Annotated in this window: 20 protein-coding genes; 18 read left to right on the forward strand and 2 right to left on the reverse strand. The window is 65.8% G+C overall.

Going from position 1 to position 20,647, the window contains the following annotated elements; all coding sequences use genetic code 11:
• Window positions 1-5 precede the first annotated feature (5 nt).
• The 12 genes from NK214_RS02835 to NK214_RS02890 all read left to right on the forward strand — a co-directional run bounded on the left by NK214_RS02835 (window position 6) and on the right by NK214_RS02890 (window position 11,313).
• Window positions 6-482 carry a prepilin-type N-terminal cleavage/methylation domain-containing protein gene (locus tag NK214_RS02835; RefSeq protein ID WP_107800568.1) on the forward strand — a complete coding sequence of 159 codons (477 nt, stop codon included), beginning with the start codon at window positions 6-8 and terminating at the stop codon, window positions 480-482.
• On the forward strand, window positions 479-859 hold the full coding sequence (gspI, locus tag NK214_RS02840; RefSeq protein ID WP_107800567.1) for a type II secretion system minor pseudopilin GspI: 381 nt from the start codon (window positions 479-481) through the stop codon (window positions 857-859). Before NK214_RS02835 ends, gspI begins: the two co-directional genes overlap by 4 nt.
• On the forward strand, window positions 859-1,431 hold the full coding sequence (locus NK214_RS02845) for a type II secretion system protein GspJ (RefSeq protein WP_227104923.1): 573 nt from the start codon (window positions 859-861) through the stop codon (window positions 1,429-1,431). Before gspI ends, NK214_RS02845 begins: the two co-directional genes overlap by 1 nt.
• Window positions 1,432-1,460: 29 nt before the next feature.
• Window positions 1,461-2,408: a type II secretion system minor pseudopilin GspK gene (gspK, locus tag NK214_RS02850; RefSeq protein WP_158274337.1), complete on the forward strand. Its 948-nt coding sequence runs from the start codon at window positions 1,461-1,463 to the stop codon at window positions 2,406-2,408.
• Window positions 2,395-3,585, forward strand: coding sequence for a type II secretion system protein GspL (gene gspL, locus NK214_RS02855; protein WP_253313723.1), 1,191 nt, complete (start codon window positions 2,395-2,397; stop codon window positions 3,583-3,585). Before gspK ends, gspL begins: the two co-directional genes overlap by 14 nt.
• Before the next feature lies 1 nt (window position 3,586).
• Complete coding sequence (gene gspM / locus NK214_RS02860; RefSeq protein WP_253313724.1) at window positions 3,587-4,096, forward strand: type II secretion system protein GspM; 510 nt, start codon at window positions 3,587-3,589, stop codon at window positions 4,094-4,096.
• Window positions 4,093-4,842, forward strand: a complete 750-nt coding sequence (locus tag NK214_RS02865; RefSeq protein WP_107800562.1) for a type II secretion system protein N — start codon at window positions 4,093-4,095, stop codon at window positions 4,840-4,842. Before gspM ends, NK214_RS02865 begins: the two co-directional genes overlap by 4 nt.
• 269 nt (window positions 4,843-5,111) lie before the next feature.
• Window positions 5,112-6,239: a glutamine-hydrolyzing carbamoyl-phosphate synthase small subunit gene (gene carA, locus NK214_RS02870; RefSeq protein ID WP_107800561.1), complete on the forward strand. Its 1,128-nt coding sequence runs from the start codon at window positions 5,112-5,114 to the stop codon at window positions 6,237-6,239.
• Between the two features lie 16 nt (window positions 6,240-6,255).
• Window positions 6,256-6,906 carry a leucine efflux protein LeuE gene (gene leuE / locus NK214_RS02875; RefSeq protein ID WP_107800560.1) on the forward strand — a complete coding sequence of 217 codons (651 nt, stop codon included), beginning with the start codon at window positions 6,256-6,258 and terminating at the stop codon, window positions 6,904-6,906.
• Window positions 6,907-6,997: 91 nt separating this feature from the next.
• The gene (carB, locus tag NK214_RS02880) at window positions 6,998-10,207 is read left to right on the forward strand and encodes a carbamoyl-phosphate synthase large subunit (RefSeq protein WP_253313725.1); all 3,210 of its coding nucleotides are present in this window, start codon (window positions 6,998-7,000) and stop codon (window positions 10,205-10,207) included.
• A 138-nt stretch (window positions 10,208-10,345) separates the two neighbouring features.
• Window positions 10,346-10,822 (forward strand): transcription elongation factor GreA, encoded by a 477-nt coding sequence (gene greA, locus NK214_RS02885; RefSeq protein WP_048414210.1) that lies wholly within the window; start codon window positions 10,346-10,348, stop codon window positions 10,820-10,822.
• A 62-nt stretch (window positions 10,823-10,884) separates the two neighbouring features.
• On the forward strand, window positions 10,885-11,313 hold the full coding sequence (locus tag NK214_RS02890; protein WP_043591328.1) for a DUF4149 domain-containing protein: 429 nt from the start codon (window positions 10,885-10,887) through the stop codon (window positions 11,311-11,313).
• Between the two features lie 96 nt (window positions 11,314-11,409).
• Here NK214_RS02890 and yhbY read toward each other — a convergent pair whose 3' ends face one another.
• Window positions 11,410-11,730 carry a ribosome assembly RNA-binding protein YhbY gene (gene yhbY, locus NK214_RS02895; protein ID WP_107800558.1) on the reverse strand — a complete coding sequence of 107 codons (321 nt, stop codon included), beginning with the start codon at window positions 11,728-11,730 and terminating at the stop codon, window positions 11,410-11,412.
• Between the two features lie 134 nt (window positions 11,731-11,864).
• On the opposite strand from yhbY, the gene rlmE reads away from it, so the two are divergent.
• From rlmE to NK214_RS02925, 6 genes are all read left to right on the forward strand, one after another.
• The gene (rlmE, locus tag NK214_RS02900) at window positions 11,865-12,482 is read left to right on the forward strand and encodes a 23S rRNA (uridine(2552)-2'-O)-methyltransferase RlmE (RefSeq protein WP_227104917.1); all 618 of its coding nucleotides are present in this window, start codon (window positions 11,865-11,867) and stop codon (window positions 12,480-12,482) included.
• 83 nt (window positions 12,483-12,565) lie between these two features.
• Window positions 12,566-14,476 carry an ATP-dependent zinc metalloprotease FtsH gene (ftsH, locus tag NK214_RS02905; RefSeq protein ID WP_107800556.1) on the forward strand — a complete coding sequence of 637 codons (1,911 nt, stop codon included), beginning with the start codon at window positions 12,566-12,568 and terminating at the stop codon, window positions 14,474-14,476.
• Window positions 14,477-14,565: 89 nt separating this feature from the next.
• Entirely contained in the window at window positions 14,566-15,408 is an 843-nt protein-coding gene (gene folP / locus NK214_RS02910; protein ID WP_253313726.1) for a dihydropteroate synthase, read from the forward strand.
• A 78-nt stretch (window positions 15,409-15,486) separates the two neighbouring features.
• On the forward strand, window positions 15,487-16,821 hold the full coding sequence (gene glmM, locus NK214_RS02915) for a phosphoglucosamine mutase (protein ID WP_107800554.1): 1,335 nt from the start codon (window positions 15,487-15,489) through the stop codon (window positions 16,819-16,821).
• Window positions 16,822-17,037: 216 nt separating this feature from the next.
• Window positions 17,038-18,981: an ExeM/NucH family extracellular endonuclease gene (locus tag NK214_RS02920; RefSeq protein WP_253313727.1), complete on the forward strand. Its 1,944-nt coding sequence runs from the start codon at window positions 17,038-17,040 to the stop codon at window positions 18,979-18,981.
• A gap of 5 nt (window positions 18,982-18,986) precedes the next feature.
• Complete coding sequence (locus tag NK214_RS02925) at window positions 18,987-19,544, forward strand: rhomboid family intramembrane serine protease (RefSeq protein WP_253313728.1); 558 nt, start codon at window positions 18,987-18,989, stop codon at window positions 19,542-19,544.
• Here NK214_RS02925 and alr read toward each other — a convergent pair.
• Window positions 19,490-20,563, reverse strand: coding sequence for an alanine racemase (alr, locus tag NK214_RS02930; RefSeq protein ID WP_253313729.1), 1,074 nt, complete (start codon window positions 20,561-20,563; stop codon window positions 19,490-19,492). The genes NK214_RS02925 and alr overlap by 55 nt on opposite strands.
• Between the last annotated feature and the right edge of the window lie 84 nt (window positions 20,564-20,647).

Consider the following 20,647-nt stretch of genomic DNA (forward strand, 5'->3'; position numbering starts at 1 on the left):
CGTTGATGGGCTCTTCCGTTCCGGCGCGCGGCTTCACCCTGATCGAGGTGATGGTGGTGATGCTGATCATCGGCGTGCTGGCCACCACGGTGACGCTCAGCATGCGGCCGGACACGCATCGCCAGGCCTCGGACGAGGCCTACCGCTTGGCGCGGGTGCTGGAGCAGGCGGCGGACGCCGCCGAAATGGGGGATCCGCTGGCCCTGATGTGGGACGCCAAGGGTTACGGCTTCCGGCGCCGCGGCGACAACGGCGAATGGGGCGGCGCCAACGACGAATTGCTGGCCGACCGGCTGTGGCCGGAGGGCGTGCATGGCGGTGCTTTGTTGCTGGATGGCCAGCCCTGGCCGGCGGGACGGCCGCTGCCCTTGTGGCAGGACGGGCGCGCCAACGCGTTGGCCCTGCAGATCAAGACCGAGACGCGCGGCCTGGCCGTGACCCTGTCGCCGTTGGGCCGCAGCCGGGTGGACGAAGGCTCATGAAGCGCGAGCGCGGCTTTACCTTGTTTGAAGTGCTGGTGGCGCTGGCCATCATCGCGGTGGCGCTGGGCGCGCTGTTGCGCGCCACCGGCCTGGCCGCCGACAACGGCGAAGGCATGAAGCGCCGGATGCAGGCCGCTTGGGAAGCGCAGAACATGATCGCGCTGATGCAGGCGCGCCGCGAATGGCCGGACGTGGGCGAACAGGCGGGAGAGCTGGACGACGACGGCGCGCGCTGGCGTTGGCAGCGCGTGATCAGCCAGACGCCCAACCCCAATTTCCGCAAGGTGGTGGTGCGCGTGCTGGCGCAGGGCGACGGCCGTTACGTGCTGGCCGAGATGACCGGCTATCTGCGGATGAACGCCGGAGGCGGTTCGTGATGCGCGGCCGGCAGGACGGCATGACCTTGATCGAGATCCTGGTGGCGATGAGCTTGCTCGCCATCTTGTCGGTGCTGGGCTACAAGGCTTTCGGCTCCTTGCTGATCTCGCGCGAGCGGCTGATGCAGACCAGCGAGCAATGGGTGGACGCCGCGCGCGCCTTCCGGCGGCTGGAAGGCGATCTGACCGGCCAGATGCCGGCGCCGACGCAAGGGCAAGGGCCCAGTCTGGGCGGCAGCCAGCTATTGCTGCAAAGCGACGGCGACGGCCAGACGCTGACCTTGCAGAGTTTTTCCGCCCGCTATCCCGGCGGCCAGGAGCGCATCAGCTACCATGCCGGCGCTCAGGGCCTCAGCTGGGCGGCGGGCGACGCCCAGGGCGCGGCGCCGACCGCCTACGTGCTCTTGGGCAAGGACGCCGCGGTGCGCTGGCGCGTGCTGCTGGACGACGGCAATTGGCTGGACAACTGGCCGCCGCGCGAGGCCAGCCCGGCGCACAGCCCGCGCGCGCTGGAAATGCGCATCCGCATGCCGGGCAATGAATGGGCGAAACGGATATGGGCGCTGCCATGAGGACGCCGGGAAGCCGGAAGCAGCGCGGCATGGCGGTGATCATGGCCTTGCTGATCGTGGCGCTGGCCACCACCGCCGCCTCGCTGGTGCTGTGGCAGCAAGGCCTGTGGTGGCACCAGCTCGACAACGACCGCAATCGCGCCCAGCTGCGCCTGGTGGCCGACGCCGGCCTGGGCTGGGCGATGGAAATCCTGCGCTTCAACAACGGCGCGGCCGGCAACGGCGTGGTGGCCCTGTCGCAGCTGTGGGCTCAGCCCTTGCCGCAGACCGAGGCCCAGGGCGTGACCGTGTCCGGCCGGCTGAGCGATCTGCAAGGGCGCTTCAATCTGAATTCGCTGGTGCAGAACGGTCAGACCAATGCGCGCCAGCTGGTGTTCTACAAGCGGCTATTGACCACGCTGGGCCTGCCCACGCGCTTGTCCGAACCGCTGGTCAAGCAACTGCGCGGCGGCAAGGATCCGGAGGACGCCAGCCAGCCGGCGGGAGAGGGCCGGCCGCCGGAGCCGGGCGCGGCCCTGCCCGGCTACCCCTTGCTGCGGGTGGAGATGCTGCGCTGGCTGCCGGGCTACACCCCGGAGGTCTTGGACAAGCTGCTGCCGCATGTGGCCGCCTTGCCGGCCGACGTCAGCCAGATCAACATCAACACCGCCACGCCGGCGGTGATGAAGACGCTGCTGCCGGGCGTGGGCGAAGGCAATCTGCTGGTGCTGCTCAATCAGCGCAAGGTCAATTACTACAAGGACGCCAACGATTTCAAGGCGCGGCTGCCGGCGCCGGGCATCATCGCCGACACCGATATCGCGGCGGCGTCCAATTACTTCATGCTGGACAGCTCGGCCCGGCTGGAGCGGGCGCGGCTGGAAATGCGGGCGCTGATCTACAGCAATATGAACGTGGTGAAGACGCTGTGGCGGCAAGACGGCGCGGGACGTCCGCCGCCGGCCAGGGGAAACGGAAACCAGAATGACAACGCTTAGACTGTATCTGCGGGCCGGTTGGCCCGATAGCGAACCGGGGCTGCCCTGGGCCCTATTGGGCACGCGCGGCGAACCCAGCGCTCAGGGCGACAGCGCGCCGGCCGGCTGGCCGCGCGCCGATCGCTGCGAATTGATCCTGCCCGCCGGCCGCACTCTGTTCACCCAGGCGCGGCTGCCGGCCTCGGTCAAACAGCCGACGGCGGCGATGATGGGCTTCGCTCTGGAAGAAGGCTTGATCAACGATCCCTCCGCCAATCTTTACGCCATCGGCGGGGAGTTGCCGGACGGCAGCCGGGCGGTGGCGGTGACCGAGGCTTTTCCGGTGCGCCGCGCCGTGGCCATGCTCAAGAGCGCCGGGCGGCTGTGCGACCGCATCCTGCCGGAAGAAAGCCTGTTGCCGCCGCCGGCGCGCGACGGCTGGAGCGTGGCGCGCGGCGGCGAGGGCTGGCTGCTGCGCTTGAGCGCCACGCGCGCGGCCTGGCTGCCCTACTGCGGCGAAACGACGGAACAACTGCTGTTCGCGCGGCTGGCGGCGCAGCTGCCGCCGGCCAGCCTGACCGTGTGCGGCGCCGAAGCGGCCGGCCTGATCGGCTCGCGCCTGCCGGCGTGGCAAGGCGAGCCCAAGCAATTGGCCGCTCATGATTGGCGGCAGGGCCAGGCGCAACAGGCTTTCGACTTCGCCAACGGCGAACTGGCGGCCAATCGGCGCTGGCGCGACTGGGGGCCGGCGCTGCGGCGGACCGGCTTGGTGTTGGGCGGCTTGCTGGCGGCGCAGCTGGCGCTGACCCTGGGCCAGGCCGCTTGGTACGCCTGGCAGAAACAAAGCCTGTCGGCGGACATCCGCGCCGCGGCCAAGCCCTGGATCGGCGGTCAGGCGATGCCGGGCAGCAGCGCGCTGGCGATGACGCGCGCGGTGGACAAGCTGCGATTGAGTCACGGCCTGCCGGCGCGCGACGACGCCTTGGAACTGATGGGCGCGCTGGCCGCGCTCAGCGGCCGCGATCTGCAGACCCGCTCCCTCAGCTACGACGGCGGGCGGCTCAGGCTGCAAGTGGCGGACGTGCCGGCGGAAACCCTGCAACGCTGGCGCGGGCAACTGGCGGCCAAGCAGATCCGCCTGGACGTGACCGCCACCCAGCAGGGGACCAAAGAACTCAGCCTGTCCCGGGAGCCGTGAAATGAAGCAATACCGTGAACAATTCGCCGCCTACTGGCGGCAGCGCAGCCGTCGCGAACAAGGGCTGCTGCTGGCGATGGCCGCGGTGCTCGGCGTCGGCGTGCTCTACGCCGGGGTCTGGGAGCCGGCGGGCAAATCGGTGGAGCGCAACCGCGCCGCCGCGTCCCGGCTGCAAGCCGAGCTGAGCTATGTGCAGTCTCTGGCGCGGGAGGCCGAGCAACTGAAGCGCCAGCCGGCGCAGGCGGCGCTGCCGGCCAAGGAACTCTTGCCGGTGATCCGTCAGGTGGCGCAGAGCCAAGGCTTGTCCGAGGCCGGCTGGCAGCTGAGTCCCGAGGGCGAGTCCGGCGTCGCGCTGGAGGGTGTGCTGGCTTTCGACGCCTGGGTCAAGCTGGCAGGAGTGCTGGCGGCCCAGCATCAGGTGCGCGTGATTAGCGTGCAGACCGAAGCGCAGCCCATGCCGGGGCAGGTGCATATTAAGGCCTTGTTCGGCCACGCCGGAGGCGGCGCATGAAACGTAAAATGCTGATTGGCGCGCTATTGGGCGCGCTGTTTCTGGCCGGCCTGATCGCCGCCTTGCCGGCGAGTTTGCTGTCGCTGCCCTTGTTGCGCGCCACCGGCGAGCGCTGGCAGTTCAGCGGCGCGCAAGGCACGGTGTGGCAGGGAAAGACGCAGCTGGTCTATGTCGGCGACAAGGGCGAGGTGTTGCCGATGAGCCGGATAGGCTGGCGCTTTCAGCCCAAGGCCTTGTTGTCGGGGCGGGCGATCTGGCTGTTGGAGAGCGACGGTCAGGACGGCAAGCTGGAGTGGAGCTGGGGCGGCGTGGAAGTGAACGGCGTCAACCTGACGGTGCCGGTGGCGGCTTTGGCGAATCTGTCCAAGACCTGGCAGGCGGCGCGCTTGGGCGGCGATCTGCAGCTCAAGGTCGGCCAGTTTAGCCGCAAGGGAGGGCAACTGGCCGGCAATCTGCAGCTCAGCTGGCTGGGCGCGGCCTCGCCCTTGAGCCCGTTGTCGCCGTTCGGCTCCTACCAAATGGACGTCAACGGCGCCGGCGCGGGCGTGGCCTTGAACGTGGCGACGCTGGACGGACCCTTGAATCTGAGCGGCCAGGGGCAGTGGCAGCCGGGGGCGGCGTTCTCGCTGGCCGGCAGCGCCGACAGCCCGCCGGAAAAATACGACGCCTTGAAACCGCTGATGCTGATGCTGGGCAAACCGAGCGGACCGACCAGCGTGCAATGGCAGATTCGTCCAGGGGCTTGATGACGGTTCATTTGTCATGTTATCGAATTTTCTTGTGATTTTTCCGGTACGGCGTTACTATAGAAAGGTTTAACCAAACGGGACTGATGCGCCAGGCATCGAGTCCCGTTCTTCACATAAAGCAATTCGAAAACTTAGGGTAGGGACAGATCCCATCTGTCGCGGCGGAGGCCTTGCGCGAGCGAGGCGGCCGGGCCGGCGGAGGGGGTCAACAAAAACCGGCGCAGCCGGTTTTTCCTTACCCGCCGCAAACGCAATAGGAGCAGCTTGTGTCAACCGTACCCGCAATCCTTGTCTTGGCCGATGGCACCGTGTTCAAGGGCAGTGCTATCGGGGCCGCCGGACATACGGTGGGCGAGGTGGTTTTCAATACCGCCATCACCGGCTATCAGGAGATTTTGACCGACCCCTCCTATACCAAACAGATCGTCACCCTGACTTATCCCCATATCGGCAACGTCGGCGCGAATTCGGAAGACACCGAATCTCGCGCCGTTTTTGCATCCGGCCTGATCATTCGCGATCTGCCGCTGCTGCACAGCAACTTCCGCGCCGAAGACTCCTTGTCCGCTTATCTGAAGCGGCACAATGTCGTCGCCATCGCCGACATCGACACCCGCCGTCTGACCCGCATCCTGCGCGAGAAGGGCGCTCAGGCCGGCTGCGTGATGGCCGGGGACGTCGATGAGGCGCGCGCGCTGGAACTGGCGCGCGGCTTCGGCTCCATGGCAGGGCAGGATCTGGCCCAGGTGGTCAGTTGCGACAAGCCTTACGCCTGGACCGAGCGCGAATGGAAATTGGGCGCCGGCTATCAGGTGCAGGCGTCCACCCGTTTCCACGTGGTCGCCTACGACTTCGGCGTCAAGCACAACATTCTGCGCATGCTGGCCGAGCGCGGCTGCCAGCTGACCGTGGTGCCGGCCAAGACCCCGGCCGCCGACGTGCTGGCGCTGAATCCGCACGGCGTCTTCCTGTCCAACGGCCCCGGCGATCCGGAACCCTGCGATTACGCGATCGCGGCCATCCGCGACATTCTGGACGCCAAGCTGCCGGTGTTCGGCATCTGCCTCGGCCATCAACTGCTGGGCCTGGCCAGTGGCGGCAAGACGTCCAAGATGAAGTTCGGCCACCACGGCGCCAACCACCCGGTGCAGGACCTGGACAGCGGCCGGGTGATGATCACCAGCCAGAACCACGGTTTCCAAGTGGACGAAACCAGCTTGCCGGCCAATGTGCGCGTCACCCACCGTTCGCTGTTCGACGGCACGGTGCAGGGCATCGCGCTGACCGACCGTCCGGCCTTCTCCTTCCAAGGCCATCCTGAAGCCAGTCCGGGCCCGGAAGACGTCGCCTATCTGTTCGATCGCTTCATCGCCTCGATGGCGGAACGCGTTTAAGCCGGGGAGCGGGAACATGCTGGGGATTACCGATCTCACCACCTATCTGCTGGGCGCCGTGCTCATCGTACTGCTGCCGGGGCCCAACTCCATGTACGTGCTGTCGGTGGCGGCGCAGCGCGGCACCCGCGCCGGCTTTGCCGGCGCCGGCGGCATCATCATCGGGGACTTCATCCTGATGACGCTGGCGGCTACCGGCGCGGCCGGCCTGCTGAAGGCCAATCCGGCGCTGTTCGCCGTGGTCAAGTACCTGGGCGGCGGCTACCTGGCCTGGCTGGGCTTCAATATGCTGCGCGGCGCGCTGACGGCCTGGCGCCGCGCCGCCCGCGGCGAAGCCGCCGAGGCCAAGTCGGTGTTGGTGGGCGAGGAGAATCCCTTCGTCAAAGCCTTGCTGATCAGCCTGATGAACCCGAAGGCCATCCTGTTTTTCGTGTCCTTCTTCGTCCAGTTCGTCGATCCCGCCTACCCGCATCCGGCGCTGACCTTCGTCGCGCTGGGGCTGATCGTGGAGGTGTGCAGCACGCTGTATCTGACCGCGCTGATCGTCGCCGGCCACCGGCTGGCCCAGGCTTTCCGCCGCCGGCGCAAGCTGAGCGCGGCGCTGGGCGGCTCGGTGGGCGCGCTGTTCGTCGGCTTCGGCGCCAAACTGGCCGCGGCCAGCCTGTAAGGCAGAGATTTAATATTCGCCGCGAAGCGGCCGGGCGTCCCTGGCGTCCGGGCTTCGCGGCACACAAAATGCAATCATAAAGAGTAGAACCATGCCAAAGCGTAGCGACCTCAAAAGCATTCTGATCATCGGAGCCGGCCCCATCGTCATCGGCCAGGCCTGCGAATTCGACTACTCCGGCGCGCAAGCGTGCAAGGCCCTGCGCGAAGAGGGCTACAAAGTCATTCTGGTGAACTCCAACCCGGCCACCATCATGACCGACCCGGACATGGCCGATGTCACCTACATCGAACCCATCACCTGGAAGGTGGTGGAAAAGATCATCGCCAAGGAGCGTCCGGACGCCATCCTGCCGACCATGGGCGGGCAGACTGCGCTCAACTGCGCGCTGGACCTGGCCAAGAACGGGGTGCTGGAAAAATACAAGGTGGAGCTGATCGGCGCCACCGAGGACGCCATCGACAAAGCCGAAGACCGCGGCCGCTTCAAGGAGGCCATGGCCAAGATCGGCCTGTCCTGCCCGCTGTCCTTTGTTTGCCACACCATGGAAGCGTCGCTGGAAGCGCAGGCCAAGGTGGGTTTCCCGACGCTGATCCGCCCGTCCTTCACCATGGGCGGCTCCGGCGGCGGCATCGCCTACAACCGCGAAGAATTCCTGGCCATCTGCGAGCGCGGCTTCGAAGCCTCGCCCACCCATGAGCTGCTGATCGAACAATCGGTGCTGGGCTGGAAAGAGTACGAGATGGAGGTGGTGCGCGACAAGAACGACAACTGCATCATCATCTGCTCCATCGAAAACTTCGATCCGATGGGCGTGCACACCGGCGACTCCATCACCGTGGCGCCGGCGCAGACGCTGACCGACAAGGAATACCAGATCATGCGCAACGCCAGCTTGGCGGTGTTGCGCGAGATCGGCGTGGACACTGGCGGCTCCAATGTGCAGTTCGCCACCAATCCGGCCACCGGCGAGATGATCGTCATCGAAATGAACCCGCGCGTGTCGCGTTCCTCGGCGCTGGCGTCCAAGGCCACCGGTTTCCCCATCGCCAAGATCGCCGCCAAACTGGCGGTGGGCTTCACGCTGGACGAACTGAAGAACGATATCACCGGCGGCGCCACCCCGGCCTCCTTCGAGCCGTCCATCGACTACGTGGTCACCAAGATTCCGCGTTTCGCCTTTGAGAAATTCCCGCAGGCCGACGACCGCCTGACCACCCAGATGAAGTCGGTGGGCGAGGTGATGGCGATGGGCCGCACCTTGCAGGAGTCGATGCAGAAAGCGTTGCGCGGCCTGGAAACCGGCCTGGCCGGCTTCGACCCGGTGACCAGCGACGAAGCGGCGATCCGCCACGAACTGGGCACGCCGGGACCGGAACGCATCTTGTACGTGGCCGACGCCTTCCGCATCGGCATGAGCCGCGACGACATCCACGCGGTCAGCAAGATCGATCCCTGGTTCCTGGCCCAGATCGAAGACCTGATCGGCGAAGAACAAGCGCTGGCCGGCCGCAAGGTGGAAGAACTGGACTACGCCGAATTGCGTCGTCTGAAGCGCAAAGGTTTCTCCGACCGCCGTCTGGGCGAGCTGCTGGGCTCGGATCAGGCCGCGGTGCGCGCCAAGCGCTGGAGCTTGAGCCTGCACCCGGTGTACAAGCGCGTGGACACCTGCGCCGCCGAGTTCGCCACCAATACCGCCTATATGTACTCGACCTATGAGGAAGAGTGCGAATCCAATCCGTCCGACCGCAAGAAGGTGATGGTGCTGGGCGGCGGGCCCAACCGCATTGGCCAGGGCATCGAGTTCGACTACTGCTGCGTGCACGCGGCGCTGGCGCTGCGCGAATCCGGTTTCGAGACCATCATGGTCAACTGCAACCCGGAAACCGTGTCCACCGACTACGACACCTCGGACCGCCTGTATTTCGAGCCGCTGACGCTGGAAGACGTGCTGGAAATCTGCCGCATCGAAAAACCGTTCGGCGTCATCGTCCAGTACGGCGGCCAGACTCCGTTGAAACTGGCGCGCGCGCTGGAAGCCAACGGCGTACCCATCATCGGCACCACGCCGGACATGATAGACGCCGCCGAGGACCGCGAGCGCTTCCAGAAGCTGTTGAACGAGCTGGGCCTGAAGCAGCCGCCCAACCGCACCGCGCGCGCGCCGGCCGAAGCGATGAAGCTGGCCGAGGAAATCGGCTACCCGCTGGTGGTGCGCCCGTCCTACGTGCTGGGCGGCCGCGCGATGGAAATCGTCCACGAGCCGGCCGACCTGGAGCGCTATATGCGCGAGGCGGTGAAGGTGTCCAACGACAGCCCGGTGCTGTTGGACCGCTTCCTCAACGACGCCATCGAAGTCGACGTGGACTGCGTGTCCGACGGCGAGAACGTGGTGATCGGCGGCATCATGCAGCACGTGGAGCAGGCCGGCGTTCACTCCGGAGATTCCGCCTGCTCGCTGCCGCCGTACAGCCTGTTCCCGGCGGTGCAGGATGAAATCCGCCGCCAGACCGTGGCCATGGCCCGCGCGCTGAACGTGATCGGCCTGATGAACGTGCAGTTCGCCATCCAGGGCGAGACCATCTACGTGCTGGAGGTGAATCCGCGCGCCAGCCGCACCGTGCCCTTCGTCTCCAAAGTGACTTCCGCGCCGCTGGCCAAGATCGCCGCGCGGGCGATGGCCGGCATCGGCCTCAACGAGCAGGGCTTCACCAAGGAAGTGATTCCGCCGTTCTACGCGGTGAAGGAAGCGGTCTTCCCCTTCATCAAGTTCCCCGGCGTGGACACCATCCTGGGGCCGGAAATGAAGTCCACCGGCGAGGTGATGGGCGTGGGCAAGACCTTCGCCGAAGCCTACGTCAAGGGCCAGCTGGGCGCCGGCGACCGCCTGCCCAAGACAGGCAAGGTCTTCCTGTCCGTCCGCGACAGCGACAAGAACGGCGCGGTGGAAGTGGCGCGCGAACTGCAGCGCCTGGGCTTCGGCGTCTGCGCGACGCGCGGCACCGCCAAGCATCTGTCCGCCGCCGGCATCGTGGTGCAGGTGGTCAACAAGGTCAATGAAGGCCGCCCGCACATCGTCGACATGATCAAGAACTCGGAAATCGATCTGCTGATCAATACCGTGGACGAGAAGCGCCAGGCGATTCAGGACAGCCATTCCATCCGCCGTTCGGCGCTGCAGGCGCGGATTCCGCAATACACCACCCTGGCCGGCGCCAAGGCGGTGTGCGTGGGCATGGCCCACGCCGAGGAGTTCGATGTCTACAGCGTGCAGGAACTGCACAGCCAGATTCAGGGCTGAGTCCTGACGCGGGGGCTTGGAAGCGGGAGGGGTTTGCCGTTACAATCCCTCCCATAACCCGCTACTTCAAGCCGCCGTCCAGTACGGCGGCTTGTGCTTTTGATGAAGGCGGATGCCGCCTCTGGAGAGAATTCTGAAATGATCAAAGTCCCGTTGACCGTGCGCGGTGCAGAGCTGCTGAAAGAAGAGCTGCAGCGCCTCAAGAGCGTGGAACGTCCGGCCGTGATCGAGGCGATTGCCGAGGCTCGCTCGCATGGCGACCTGTCCGAGAACGCCGAATACGACGCCGCCAAGGAGCGTCAGGGCTTTGTCGAAGGCCGTATCGCCGAACTGGAAGGCAAGATTTCCAACGCGCTGATCGTGAACCCGGCCGAGCTGGACGCCGACGGCCGCGTGGTGTTCGGCGCCACCGTCGAACTGATGGATCTGGAGAGCGAGGAAAACGTCACCTACCAGATCGTCGGCGACGACGAGGCCGACATCAAGGTGTGCAAGGTGTCGGTGAACTCCCCGATCGCGCGCGCGCTGATCGGCAAGGAAGCCGGCGACGTGGCCGAAGTCGTGGCCCCGGGCGGTATTCGCGAATACGAAGTGCTCGACGTCAAATACATCTGAATCCCGCCGGCGCGCGGGCTTGGCGGTCCGCGCGCGGCGCGGCGCGGGAGAGGGGCTGAGACATGGATGGGTTGCGTTCCATTGCCAAGACGTTCTGGATTGGCGGCTTGTGGGTGATAGGCATCATCGTGGCGCCGGTGCTGTTCGCCATGCTGGACCGGGTCACCGCCGGCATGGTGGCGGGCAAGCTGTTCGCCAGCATCGCCTGGGTGGGGCTGGTGTGCGGGGCTATCCTGCTGGTCGACCATATCCGCCGCAACGGCGCGGCCGGGGTCAAGGAAAGCGGTTTCTGGCTGGTGATGGGCATGCTGGCCTGCACGCTGATCAATCACTTCGCCGTCACCCCCATCATCGCCAATCTCAAGGCGCAGATGAATCATGCGGCCGAAGGCCTGTTCGGCGGCGGCTTCGCCACCTGGCACGCGATTTCCAGCCTGATCTATCTGGTGCAGAGCCTGATGGGCTTGGTCTACGTCTGGCGCAACGATTAAGCGACTGTTCGCCGTAGCGCTCCCTTGGGAGCGGACAAAACAAAAGCGGTGGCATGCCACCGCTTTTCTACGAAGCGCGATCGCCGCGAACGGCGTTCAGCCCTTCAGCGCCTGCTTGTTCTTGGGCAGAACGATGCGCTCTTTATCGCTGGGGCGCCACAGCACCAGCAGCTTGCCGATGTGCTGGACCGGGGCGGCGCCCAGGTCTTCGCAGATCTGCTCGAACATGGCGACGCGCGCTTCGCGGTCGTCGCCCAGCACGCGAACCTTGATCAGTTCGTGGGCGTCCAGATTGATGGCGACTTCGCGGATCACCGCTTCGGTCAGGCCGTTGTTGCCTATCATCACCACCGGGTTGAGGCCGTGCGCCAGTCCCTGCAGATACTTGCGCTGGAACGGCTTGAGTTCAATTTTCATGAGAAATACGGATTTACAAAGCAAAAGCCGATTCTACTCGAGTTGGGCGCTTTCCCAAAGTCCGGACCTAAAATAAATGAAAAACAACAGGATAGCGCGGCTGGCCTGTTGCCCACCTTTGAGAGCATAGCGCAATGGCTAGAAGCAAGAGCAGCAATGGCTGGCTGCAGGAACACGTCAACGATCCCTACGTCAACCAGGCGCAGAAAGACGGTTACCGCGCGCGGGCCGCTTACAAGCTGCTGGAAATCAACGACAAGGACAAGCTGATCCGCCCCGGCACGGTGCTGGCCGATCTGGGCTCCACGCCCGGCAGCTGGTCGCAGGTGGCGGCGCGCATCGTCGGCGACGGCGGCAAGGTGTTCGCGCTCGACATCCTGGACATGGACCCGGTGCCCGGCGTCGACTTCATCCAGGGCGACTTCCGCGAGGAAGAGGTACTGGCGCAATTCGTGCAATTGCTCGGCGGTCGCGAATTGGACCTTGTAATTTCCGATATGGCGCCCAATATGTCAGGCATGAGCGCCATCGACCAGGCCAGGAGTTTCCTGCTGTGCGAGCTGGCGCTGGAATTTGCGCGAGATCATTTGAAACCTGGCGGCCATTTTCTCGTCAAAGTGTTCCAGGGCAGCGATTTCCAAGCCTATCTCAAGTCCATGCGCGAGCTGTTCGACGAGGTAGTCACCCGCAAGCCGAAAGCGTCGCGCGACCGTTCCAGCGAAATTTACCTGCTGGGCAAAGGCCGACGCTGACATAAAGTGGCTCGCGGCGTACAATCAAAGCAAATATCTAGACAAGCAACCAAAAAGTCAGGGCACAGAGGAGTCCGCTACTCGTGAACAATATCGGCAAAAACATCGCGATATGGGTCATCATCGGTTTGGTACTGATGACGGTATTCAATCAGTTCAACAAGCGTCAGGATACCCAGAATCAGCTTGAGTATTCGCAGTTCATCAGCGATGTCGAATCCGGCAAGGTCCAGTCCCTGACCATAGAAGGCCACCCGCTGCGCGGGCAATGGCTGAAAGGCAAGCTGACCGACGGCTCCGCGTTCAGCACCTACGCGCCTTACGACCCGCAGCTGGTCGACGACCTGATCAAAAACAACGTCCGCTTCTCCGCCAAGCCGGAAGAAGAGCCGTCCATGCTGATGAATATTTTCATCAGCTGGTTCCCGATGCTGTTGCTGATCGGCGTCTGGGTGTTCTTCATGCGCCAGATGCAGGGCGGCGGCAAGGGCGGCGCGTTCTCCTTCGGCAAGAGCAAGGCCAGAATGCTGGACCAGGACGCCAACACCGTCACCTTCGCCGACGTCGCAGGTTGCGACGAGGCCAAGGAGGAGGTGAAGGAGATCGTCGATTACCTGCGCGATCCTTCCCGCTACCAGAGCCTGGGCGGCCGCATTCCGCGCGGCATCTTGCTGGCCGGCTCGCCCGGCACCGGCAAGACCTTGCTGGCCAAGGCCATCGCCGGCGAAGCCAAGGTGCCGTTCTTCAGCATCTCCGGTTCCGACTTCGTTGAAATGTTCGTCGGCGTGGGCGCGGCCCGCGTGCGCGACATGTTCGAGCAGGCCAAGAAGAACTCGCCGTGCATCATCTTCATCGACGAGATCGACGCGGTCGGCCGTCAGCGCGGCGCCGGACTCGGCGGCGGCAACGACGAACGCGAGCAGACCTTGAACCAACTGCTGGTGGAGATGGACGGTTTCGACACCAATTCCACCGTGATCGTGATCGCCGCGACCAACCGTCCGGACGTGCTGGACCCGGCGCTGCAGCGTCCGGGCCGTTTCGACCGCCAGGTGGTGGTGCCGCTGCCGGACATCCGCGGCCGCGAACAGATCCTGGGCGTGCACATGCGCAAGGTGCCGATCGCCGCCGACGTCAACGCCGAGGTGATCGCGCGCGGCACGCCGGGCTTCTCCGGCGCCGATCTCGCCAACCTGATCAACGAAGCCGCCCTGTTCGCCGCGCGCCGCAACAAGCGCCTGGTGGACATGGAGGATCTGGAGTCCGCCAAGGACAAGATCATGATGGGCGCGGAGCGTCGCAGCATGGTGATGACCGACGAGGAAAAGCGCAACACCGCTTATCACGAGTCCGGCCACGCCGTCGTCGCCAAGCTGCTGCCCAAGGCGGACCCGGTGCACAAGGTCACCATCATCCCGCGCGGCCGCGCGCTGGGCGTGACCATGCAGCTGCCGGAGCAGGACCGCTTCGCCTACGACCGCGGTTATCTGCTGGATCGCGTCGCCATTCTGTTCGGCGGCCGCATCGCGGAAGAGCTGTTCATGAATCAGATGACCACCGGCGCTTCCAACGACTTCGAGCGCGCCACGCAAATGGCGCGCGACATGGTGACCCGCTACGGCATGAGCGACAAGCTGGGCCCGATGGTGTACGGCGAGAACGAGGGCGAAGTCTTCCTCGGCCGTTCCATCACCACCCACAAGAATCTGTCCGAAGCCACCATGCAGCAGGTGGACGCTGAAATCCGCCGCATCATCGACGAGCAGTACGCGCTGGCGCGCCGTCTGCTGGAAGAGAACCGCGACAAGGTGGAGGCGATGACCGCCGCGCTGCTGGAATGGGAAACCATAGACGCCGATCAGATCAACGATCTGATGGACGGCAAGCCGCCGCGTCCGCCCAAGCCGGGCGCCGGTTTCGCGGCCAAGCCGCAGGAAGACAAACCGACTCCGCCGGCAGCCGAGCCGACCGCCGATCCGGCGCAGGAAGTCTGAGTCCTTAAGCGACGAAGCCGGGCAAGCCTAGACAGGCTTGCCCGGTTTTTTTGCGACATCCTCCCCCCATCCATGAGCGCAGTCAGATCATGAAACCCTCTTTGCAATGCGGGCGCTTCACGCTCGATCTGTCCCGTCCCTTGGTGATGGGCATTCTGAACGTCACGCCGGACTCCTTCTCCGACGGCGGCCGCTTCAACGCGCTGGACCAGGCTTTGCGCCACGCCGAGCGGATGCTGGCCGAAGGCGCGGCCATTCTAGACATCGGCGGCGAATCGACGCGGCCCAACGCACCCCATGTCAGCCCGGAGCAGGAGATGGAGCGGGTGCTGCCGGTGCTGGAGCGTCTGCGCGACATCGGCGCGCCGCTGTCGCTGGACACCCGCCGCGCGGCGGTGATGCGGGAGGCGCTGGCCTTGGGCGCGGTGGACCTGGTCAACGACGTGTCGGCGCTGGAAGACGCGGGCGCGCTGGAATTGGTGGCGGGCGCGGACGCAGCGATCTGCCTGATGCACAAACAGGGCAATCCGGACACCATGCAGGACCGTCCGGAATACGCGGACGTGGTGGCCGAAGTGGCCGACTACCTGGCGCGGCGCGTCCGGCTGTGTCTGGACGCCGGCGTGACCCGCGAGCGTTTGCTGGTGGACCCCGGCTTCGGTTTTGGCAAGACGCTGGAGCACAATCTGGCCCTGTTGCGCGGCCTGCCCGGGATCGAGCGCGCCGCCGGCGCGCCGCTGCTGGTGGGCTTGAGCCGCAAATCCATGCTGGGCGCGATCACCGGCGAAGCGGTGCCGGCGGAGCGCCTGGGCGCCAGCGTGGCCGTGGCGCTGGAGACGGCGCGGCGCGGCGCGCGCATCATCCGCGTGCACGACGTCAAGGCCACGCATCAGGCCTTGCAAGTGCTGGATGCTGTGGAAAGTTTGAACTGAGCGCGGTGTCTGGCGCACAATAGCCGGCGTAGCGATTACCGCGGTTGGCCTGAAGCCGGCCGGATTCGAGAGAAAAACATGAGCCGTAAATACTTTGGCACCGATGGCGTGCGCGGCGAGGTCGGTCAATTCCCGATCACGCCGGAATTCGTGATGAAACTGGGCTATGCCGCCGGCCGCGTACTGGTCGACCACGACAAGGCGCATCGCCCCACGGTCTTGATCGGCAAGGACACCCGGATTTCCGGCTATATGCTGGAAGCGGCGCTGCAAGCCGGTTTTTCCGCTGCCGGCGTCAATGTGCTGCTGACCGGCCCGTTGCCGACGCCGGGCATCGCCTACCTGACCCGCGCGCTGCGCCTGGAAGCCGGGGTGATGATCTCCGCCTCGCACAATCCCTTCCAGGATAACGGCATCAAGTTCTTCGCCGAAGGCGGCAAGAAACTGGACGACGCCGTCGAACTGGAAATCGAGGCGATGCTGGAGCAGCCGATGGCGACCAATCCGTCCGAAGAGCTGGGCCGGGTGCGCCGCATCGAAGGCGCGGTGGAGCGCTACATCGAATTCTGCAAGAGCAGCTTCCCCAACGACCGCGACCTCAAGGGTTTGAAACTGGTGGTGGATTGCGCCCACGGCGCCACCTACCACGTGGCGCCCAAGGTGTTCCACGAACTGGGCGCCGAGGTGGTGACCATAGGCGGCGAGCCGGACGGCTACAACATCAACGAGAAGGTGGGCGCCACCTATCCCAAGACCTTGCAGGTGGCGGTGCTGGAGCATCACGCCGATTACGGCATCGCGCTGGACGGCGACGGCGACCGCCTGATCATGGTGGACCGCGAGGGCACGGTGTACGACGGCGATCAGCTGATCTACGTGATTGCGAAGGCGCGCGCGGCCAAGGGCGAGCTCAAGGGCGGCGTGGTGGGCACGGTGATGACCAATCTGGCGATGGAACTGGCGCTGAACAAGCAGGGCGTGGCCTTCGGCCGCGCCAAGGTGGGCGACCGCTATGTATTGGAAATGCTGCACGGCCAGGGCTGGCAGGTGGGCGGCGAAGCTTCCGGCCACATCCTGTGCCTGGATTGCCATTCCACCGGCGACGGCATCATCTCCAGCCTGCAAGTGCTGGCCAGCCTGACCGATCTGGGCATGAGCCTGGCCGACGCCTGCAGCGACTGGCAGCCCTATCCGCAGACGCTGATCAATGTCCGCCACAACGGCTGCGACTGGAAGGGCGCGTCCGCGGAAGCGCTGGCCGCCGCCGAACAGGCGCTGCAAGGCCGCGGCCGCGTGGTGTTGCGCCCGTCCGGCACCGAGCCGGTGGTGCGGGTGATGGTGGAGGCCGACGACAAGGCGCTGGCCGATCAGTGGGCGCAATCCATCGCGGCGGCCATCCAGAGAGTCGCCTGATCGCGACAGCCGGCTTACGCCGGCGTCAGCACGAAAACGCCAGACATTATTTGTTTGGCGTTTTTTTATTGCCTGAATGGGGAAAGAAACGGCGCTTACTGTTTTCGGATGAAACATACAGATAGTGACTTTGCGTGCAACTGTATCTAATGACATCTTTTTGTCATTGCGCACTGGTTAGAATCAGCGCTCCTTACGCTCGTGATGATCCATACCATGAAAACAGCAAACGCATTGAAGGCCTTGAGCCCCATCGCCATGGCAGTGGCGCTGGCGATTCCGGCCCTGGCCCAGGCCGCTTGCGGCGCCGCCGGCGCCACCTTGATCCATGATGTGCAGGGCCGCGTCATCGGCAGCCCGCTGCAAGGCAAGACCGTCACGGTAGAGGGCGTGGTCAGCGGCGCCTTCACCGGCGCCGGCCAGCTGCGCGGCTTTTATCTGCAGGAAGAGGCGCGGGATCAGGACGCCGATCCGGCCACCTCGGAAGGCGTGTTCGTCTTCCTCGGCAACCTGGCCGCGCCGACGCTCAAGCCCGGCGACGTGGTGCGCGTCACCGGCAAGGTGTCCGAGTACAGCCGCAAGGGCGACGCCGCCAGCGAAACCCAGATCACCCCGGCCAATCTCGCCGCGGTGGAGCAGTGCGCTTACAGCGAGCCGCTGACTTACGCCAGCCTGCGGCTGCCCTTGCAGTCCAGCGCCCAGCTGGAGGCGTTGGCCGGCATGGCCGTGCGCCTGGAAGGCCCGGTCCACGTCGTCGCCAATTACGACTACGGTCGTTACGGCGAACTGACCTTGTCCAGCCGGCCCAGGTTATGGACCGCCACCCAGCGCTTCCTGCCCGGCAGCGCCGAGGCCAAGGCGTTGAGCGAGGCCAATCAGCTGGACAAGCTGACCCTGGACGACGGCTTGCAGATCCAGAACGCCGATGCCTGGCTGCCGGCGCCTGGCGGCCTCTCCGCCAGCCGCACCCTGCGCAGCGGCGACCGTCTGGACGGCGTGACCGGCGTGGTCAGCTACGCCTTCGGCAAATACCGGCTGCAACCGCTGGCCGCGCCGCGCGTCGCGGCCGGCAATCCGCGCCCGGGCGCGCCCAAGCGCCAGCCGGAGAGCGTGCGCTTCGCCAGCTTCAATGTGCTCAACTTCTTCAACGGCGACGGTCAGGGCAAGGGCTTCCCAACCCCGCGCGGCGCCAAGACCCCGCAGGATTTCGAGCGCCAGCGCGCCAAGATCGTGGCCGCGATCCGTCAACTGGACGCTGATGTAGTGGGCCTGATGGAAATCGAGAACGACGGTTTCGACCGCTATTCGGCGATCCAAGACCTGGTCAACGCCTTGAATCAGGGCCAGCCGCAGCCCAAGCAATACCAGTTCGCCAATCCCGGCCTGCCGCAGGTGGGCAGCGACGCGATCACCACCGGCCTGATCTACCGTCCGGCCGCGGTGACGGCGCAAGGCAAGGCCGAGGTCAGGACGATAGGCAATCCGCAGAAGAACCGGCCGGCGCTGCTGCAGACCTTTGTGCTGGACGCCAAGAGCAAGACCCGGGTCACAGTGGCGGTCAATCATCTGAAGTCCAAGGGCAGCAGCTGCGCCGACGTGGTGGTGGACGGCCAGGCCGATGTGGACAAGGGAGACGGCCAGGGCAATTGCAATCTGACCCGGGTGCAGGCGGTGCGCGATCTGATGGCCTGGTACGCCACCCGCCCGCAGCCCGGCCCCAACGACGGCATGTTGTTGCTGGGCGATATGAACTCCTACGCCAAGGAAGATCCGATCCGCGCGTTTGAAAGCGCCGGCTTCAACAATCTGTTGGCGCGCTGGAGCCGCGACGCTTACTCCTATGTGTTCAACGGCGAATCCGGCAATCTGGACCACGCCTTGGCCGACAAGCCGCTGAGCGCCATGGTGCTGGCCGCGGGCGAGTGGCACATCAACGCCGACGAGCCGACGGCGCTGGAGTACAGCAGCGAGTTCAAGAGCGCCGAACAGCAGCAGAAGTACTACGCGGCGGACGCCTATCGTTCTTCGGACCATGATCCCCTGTACGTCGACGTGGCGCGCCGCGGCAACGCGGTGGCGGCGGCGGACGAAGGCGGTCTGGCCCTGTTGCTGGGCTTGGGGGCGCTGGGAGCGACGGCGCTGTGGCGCCGCAAGCGCTAAGGTCCATGGCCGGCGGCCGGTCGTTATGGCTGGCCCTGGCCGCGCTGCTGCCGCTGGCCGCGCCCTGGGGCGCGGCGGCTTTGGCCTGGCGCTTCGAGCCGTGGAACGCCGCGGAATGGTGGCGGATGCTAAGCGGAGGCTGGGTGCACGCCGACGCGCGCCACGCCTGCCTCAACAGCGCCGCGCTGGCGGCGCTGGCGTGGCTGGGGCGGGATAGGGCGCCCTTGTTGCTGACGCTGGCCTTGGCGGCGCCTCCGGCCATCGCCGCGATGCAATGGCTGTGGCCGGCGCCGCAGGCCTTCGTCGGCGCCTCCGGCCTGGTGTATTGCTGGTGGGCGGCGCTGGCGCTGACGCAGCCGAACTGGCGCGGTCTGTGGCTGGCCGCCTTGTTGGGCCGGCTGGCTTGGCAGAGCCTGTCGCCGGGTAGTTGGAGCGGCGGCGAGCCGGTATTGGTATCGGCGCATTGGAGCGGCGCCGCCTTGGGTTTGCTGGCCGCTTGCTGCTGGCTTCAGTTATGGACGAGGCGCGGCACTCGCGGCGCCACCGCGCACATCAGCTCATAGCCCAGGGTGTCGGCGCCAGCCGCGACGCGTTCTATCGGCACTTGCGGACCCCATAGTTCGACCCGGCTGCCGACGCCGGCCTGGGGCAGCTTGCTCAAATCCACCGCCAGCATGTCCATGGACACCCGGCCGACTGTACCCGTCGGCTGGCCGTCCACCGCGACCGGCGTGCCGTTGTCGGCGATGCGCGGATAGCCGTCGGCATAGCCGCAGGCGACGATGCCGACGCGCATTTCGCCTTCGGCCACCAGGCGGCGGCCGTAGCCGACGGCGTCGCCGGCCGGCACCTTTTGCACCGCGATGACGCGGCTGCTCAGCGTCATCGCCGCTTGCAGGCCCAGGCCGGCGCCGTCTACGTCGGCGAAGGGGGAACAGCCGTAGAGCACGATGCCGGGGCGCACGACGGCGCCGTGGGTATGCGGGTGGCGGAACAAGGCGGCGGAGTTGGCGGCGCTGACCGGCAAGGCGCTGGGGGCGATCAAGGGCTGGAAGCGTCCCCATTGCTCGGCGACGCCGTAGTCGTCGTCGGCGGTGGCGAAGTGGGTCATCAAGGCGTCGAGGCGCGCGCCGGGCAAGGCGCGCAATTGAGCGAGCGCGGGCGCGGCTTCCGCCGGCGTGAAACCCAGCCGGTTCATGCCGCTATTGATCTTGAGCCAGCAGGAAACCGGCTGTTTGGCGGAACCTTTGGCCAGCCAGCTTATCTGTTGTTGGGAATGTATCGCGCCGCCCAGCCGGTAATGCGCCATCGCCGCGGCCTCTTCGGCGTCGAAGGCGCCTTCCAGCAGCACGATGTCCTGCTGGACGCCGGTTTCGCGCAAGCGGACGGCGTCCTCGATATTGAGCAGGGCGAAGCCGTCGGCGACATCGGCCAGCGCCTGGACCGCGTCGAGCAGGCCATGGCCGTAGGCATTGGCCTTGAGCACGGCGTAGGCCTTGGATTGCGGGGCTTGGGCGCGGGACAGCAGGTAGTTGTGGCGGATGGCGGCGCGGTGGATTTCCACCTGGATAGGGCGAGTCATGTCAAGAAAGTCTGCGTTGGAGGTGTGCTATTATAAGCCCCTGGTGATGTACCCCGATAACGCAGCCGCGCCAGGATCGTCCTG

It is taken from the genome of Chromobacterium sp. S0633 (genome assembly GCF_024158805.1).
In the GTDB taxonomy this organism is placed as follows: Bacteria; Pseudomonadota; Gammaproteobacteria; order Burkholderiales; family Chromobacteriaceae; genus Chromobacterium.

Excerpts from the sequence above, each read along its gene's own strand:
- NK214_RS02920 (WP_253313727.1), top strand. The coding sequence starts at position 17,038 with ATGAAAACAGCAAACGCATTGAAGGCCTTGAGCCCCATCGCCATGGCA.
- NK214_RS02890 (WP_043591328.1), top strand. The coding sequence starts at position 10,885 with ATGGATGGGTTGCGTTCCATTGCCAAGACGTTCTGGATTGGCGGCTTG.
- leuE (WP_107800560.1), top strand. The coding sequence starts at position 6,256 with ATGCTGGGGATTACCGATCTCACCACCTATCTGCTGGGCGCCGTGCTC.
- NK214_RS02845 (WP_227104923.1), top strand. The coding sequence starts at position 859 with ATGCGCGGCCGGCAGGACGGCATGACCTTGATCGAGATCCTGGTGGCG.
- NK214_RS02835 (WP_107800568.1), top strand. The coding sequence starts at position 6 with ATGGGCTCTTCCGTTCCGGCGCGCGGCTTCACCCTGATCGAGGTGATG.
- gspI (WP_107800567.1), top strand. The coding sequence starts at position 479 with ATGAAGCGCGAGCGCGGCTTTACCTTGTTTGAAGTGCTGGTGGCGCTG.
- gspM (WP_253313724.1), top strand. The coding sequence starts at position 3,587 with ATGAAGCAATACCGTGAACAATTCGCCGCCTACTGGCGGCAGCGCAGC.
- NK214_RS02865 (WP_107800562.1), top strand. The coding sequence starts at position 4,093 with ATGAAACGTAAAATGCTGATTGGCGCGCTATTGGGCGCGCTGTTTCTG.
- carB (WP_253313725.1), top strand. The coding sequence starts at position 6,998 with ATGCCAAAGCGTAGCGACCTCAAAAGCATTCTGATCATCGGAGCCGGC.
- yhbY (WP_107800558.1), bottom strand. The coding sequence starts at position 11,730 with ATGAAAATTGAACTCAAGCCGTTCCAGCGCAAGTATCTGCAGGGACTG.
- rlmE (WP_227104917.1), top strand. The coding sequence starts at position 11,865 with ATGGCTAGAAGCAAGAGCAGCAATGGCTGGCTGCAGGAACACGTCAAC.
- folP (WP_253313726.1), top strand. The coding sequence starts at position 14,566 with ATGAAACCCTCTTTGCAATGCGGGCGCTTCACGCTCGATCTGTCCCGT.
- gspK (WP_158274337.1), top strand. The coding sequence starts at position 1,461 with ATGGCGGTGATCATGGCCTTGCTGATCGTGGCGCTGGCCACCACCGCC.
- gspL (WP_253313723.1), top strand. The coding sequence starts at position 2,395 with ATGACAACGCTTAGACTGTATCTGCGGGCCGGTTGGCCCGATAGCGAA.
- NK214_RS02925 (WP_253313728.1), top strand. The coding sequence starts at position 18,987 with ATGGCCGGCGGCCGGTCGTTATGGCTGGCCCTGGCCGCGCTGCTGCCG.
- glmM (WP_107800554.1), top strand. The coding sequence starts at position 15,487 with ATGAGCCGTAAATACTTTGGCACCGATGGCGTGCGCGGCGAGGTCGGT.
- alr (WP_253313729.1), bottom strand. The coding sequence starts at position 20,563 with ATGACTCGCCCTATCCAGGTGGAAATCCACCGCGCCGCCATCCGCCAC.
- greA (WP_048414210.1), top strand. The coding sequence starts at position 10,346 with ATGATCAAAGTCCCGTTGACCGTGCGCGGTGCAGAGCTGCTGAAAGAA.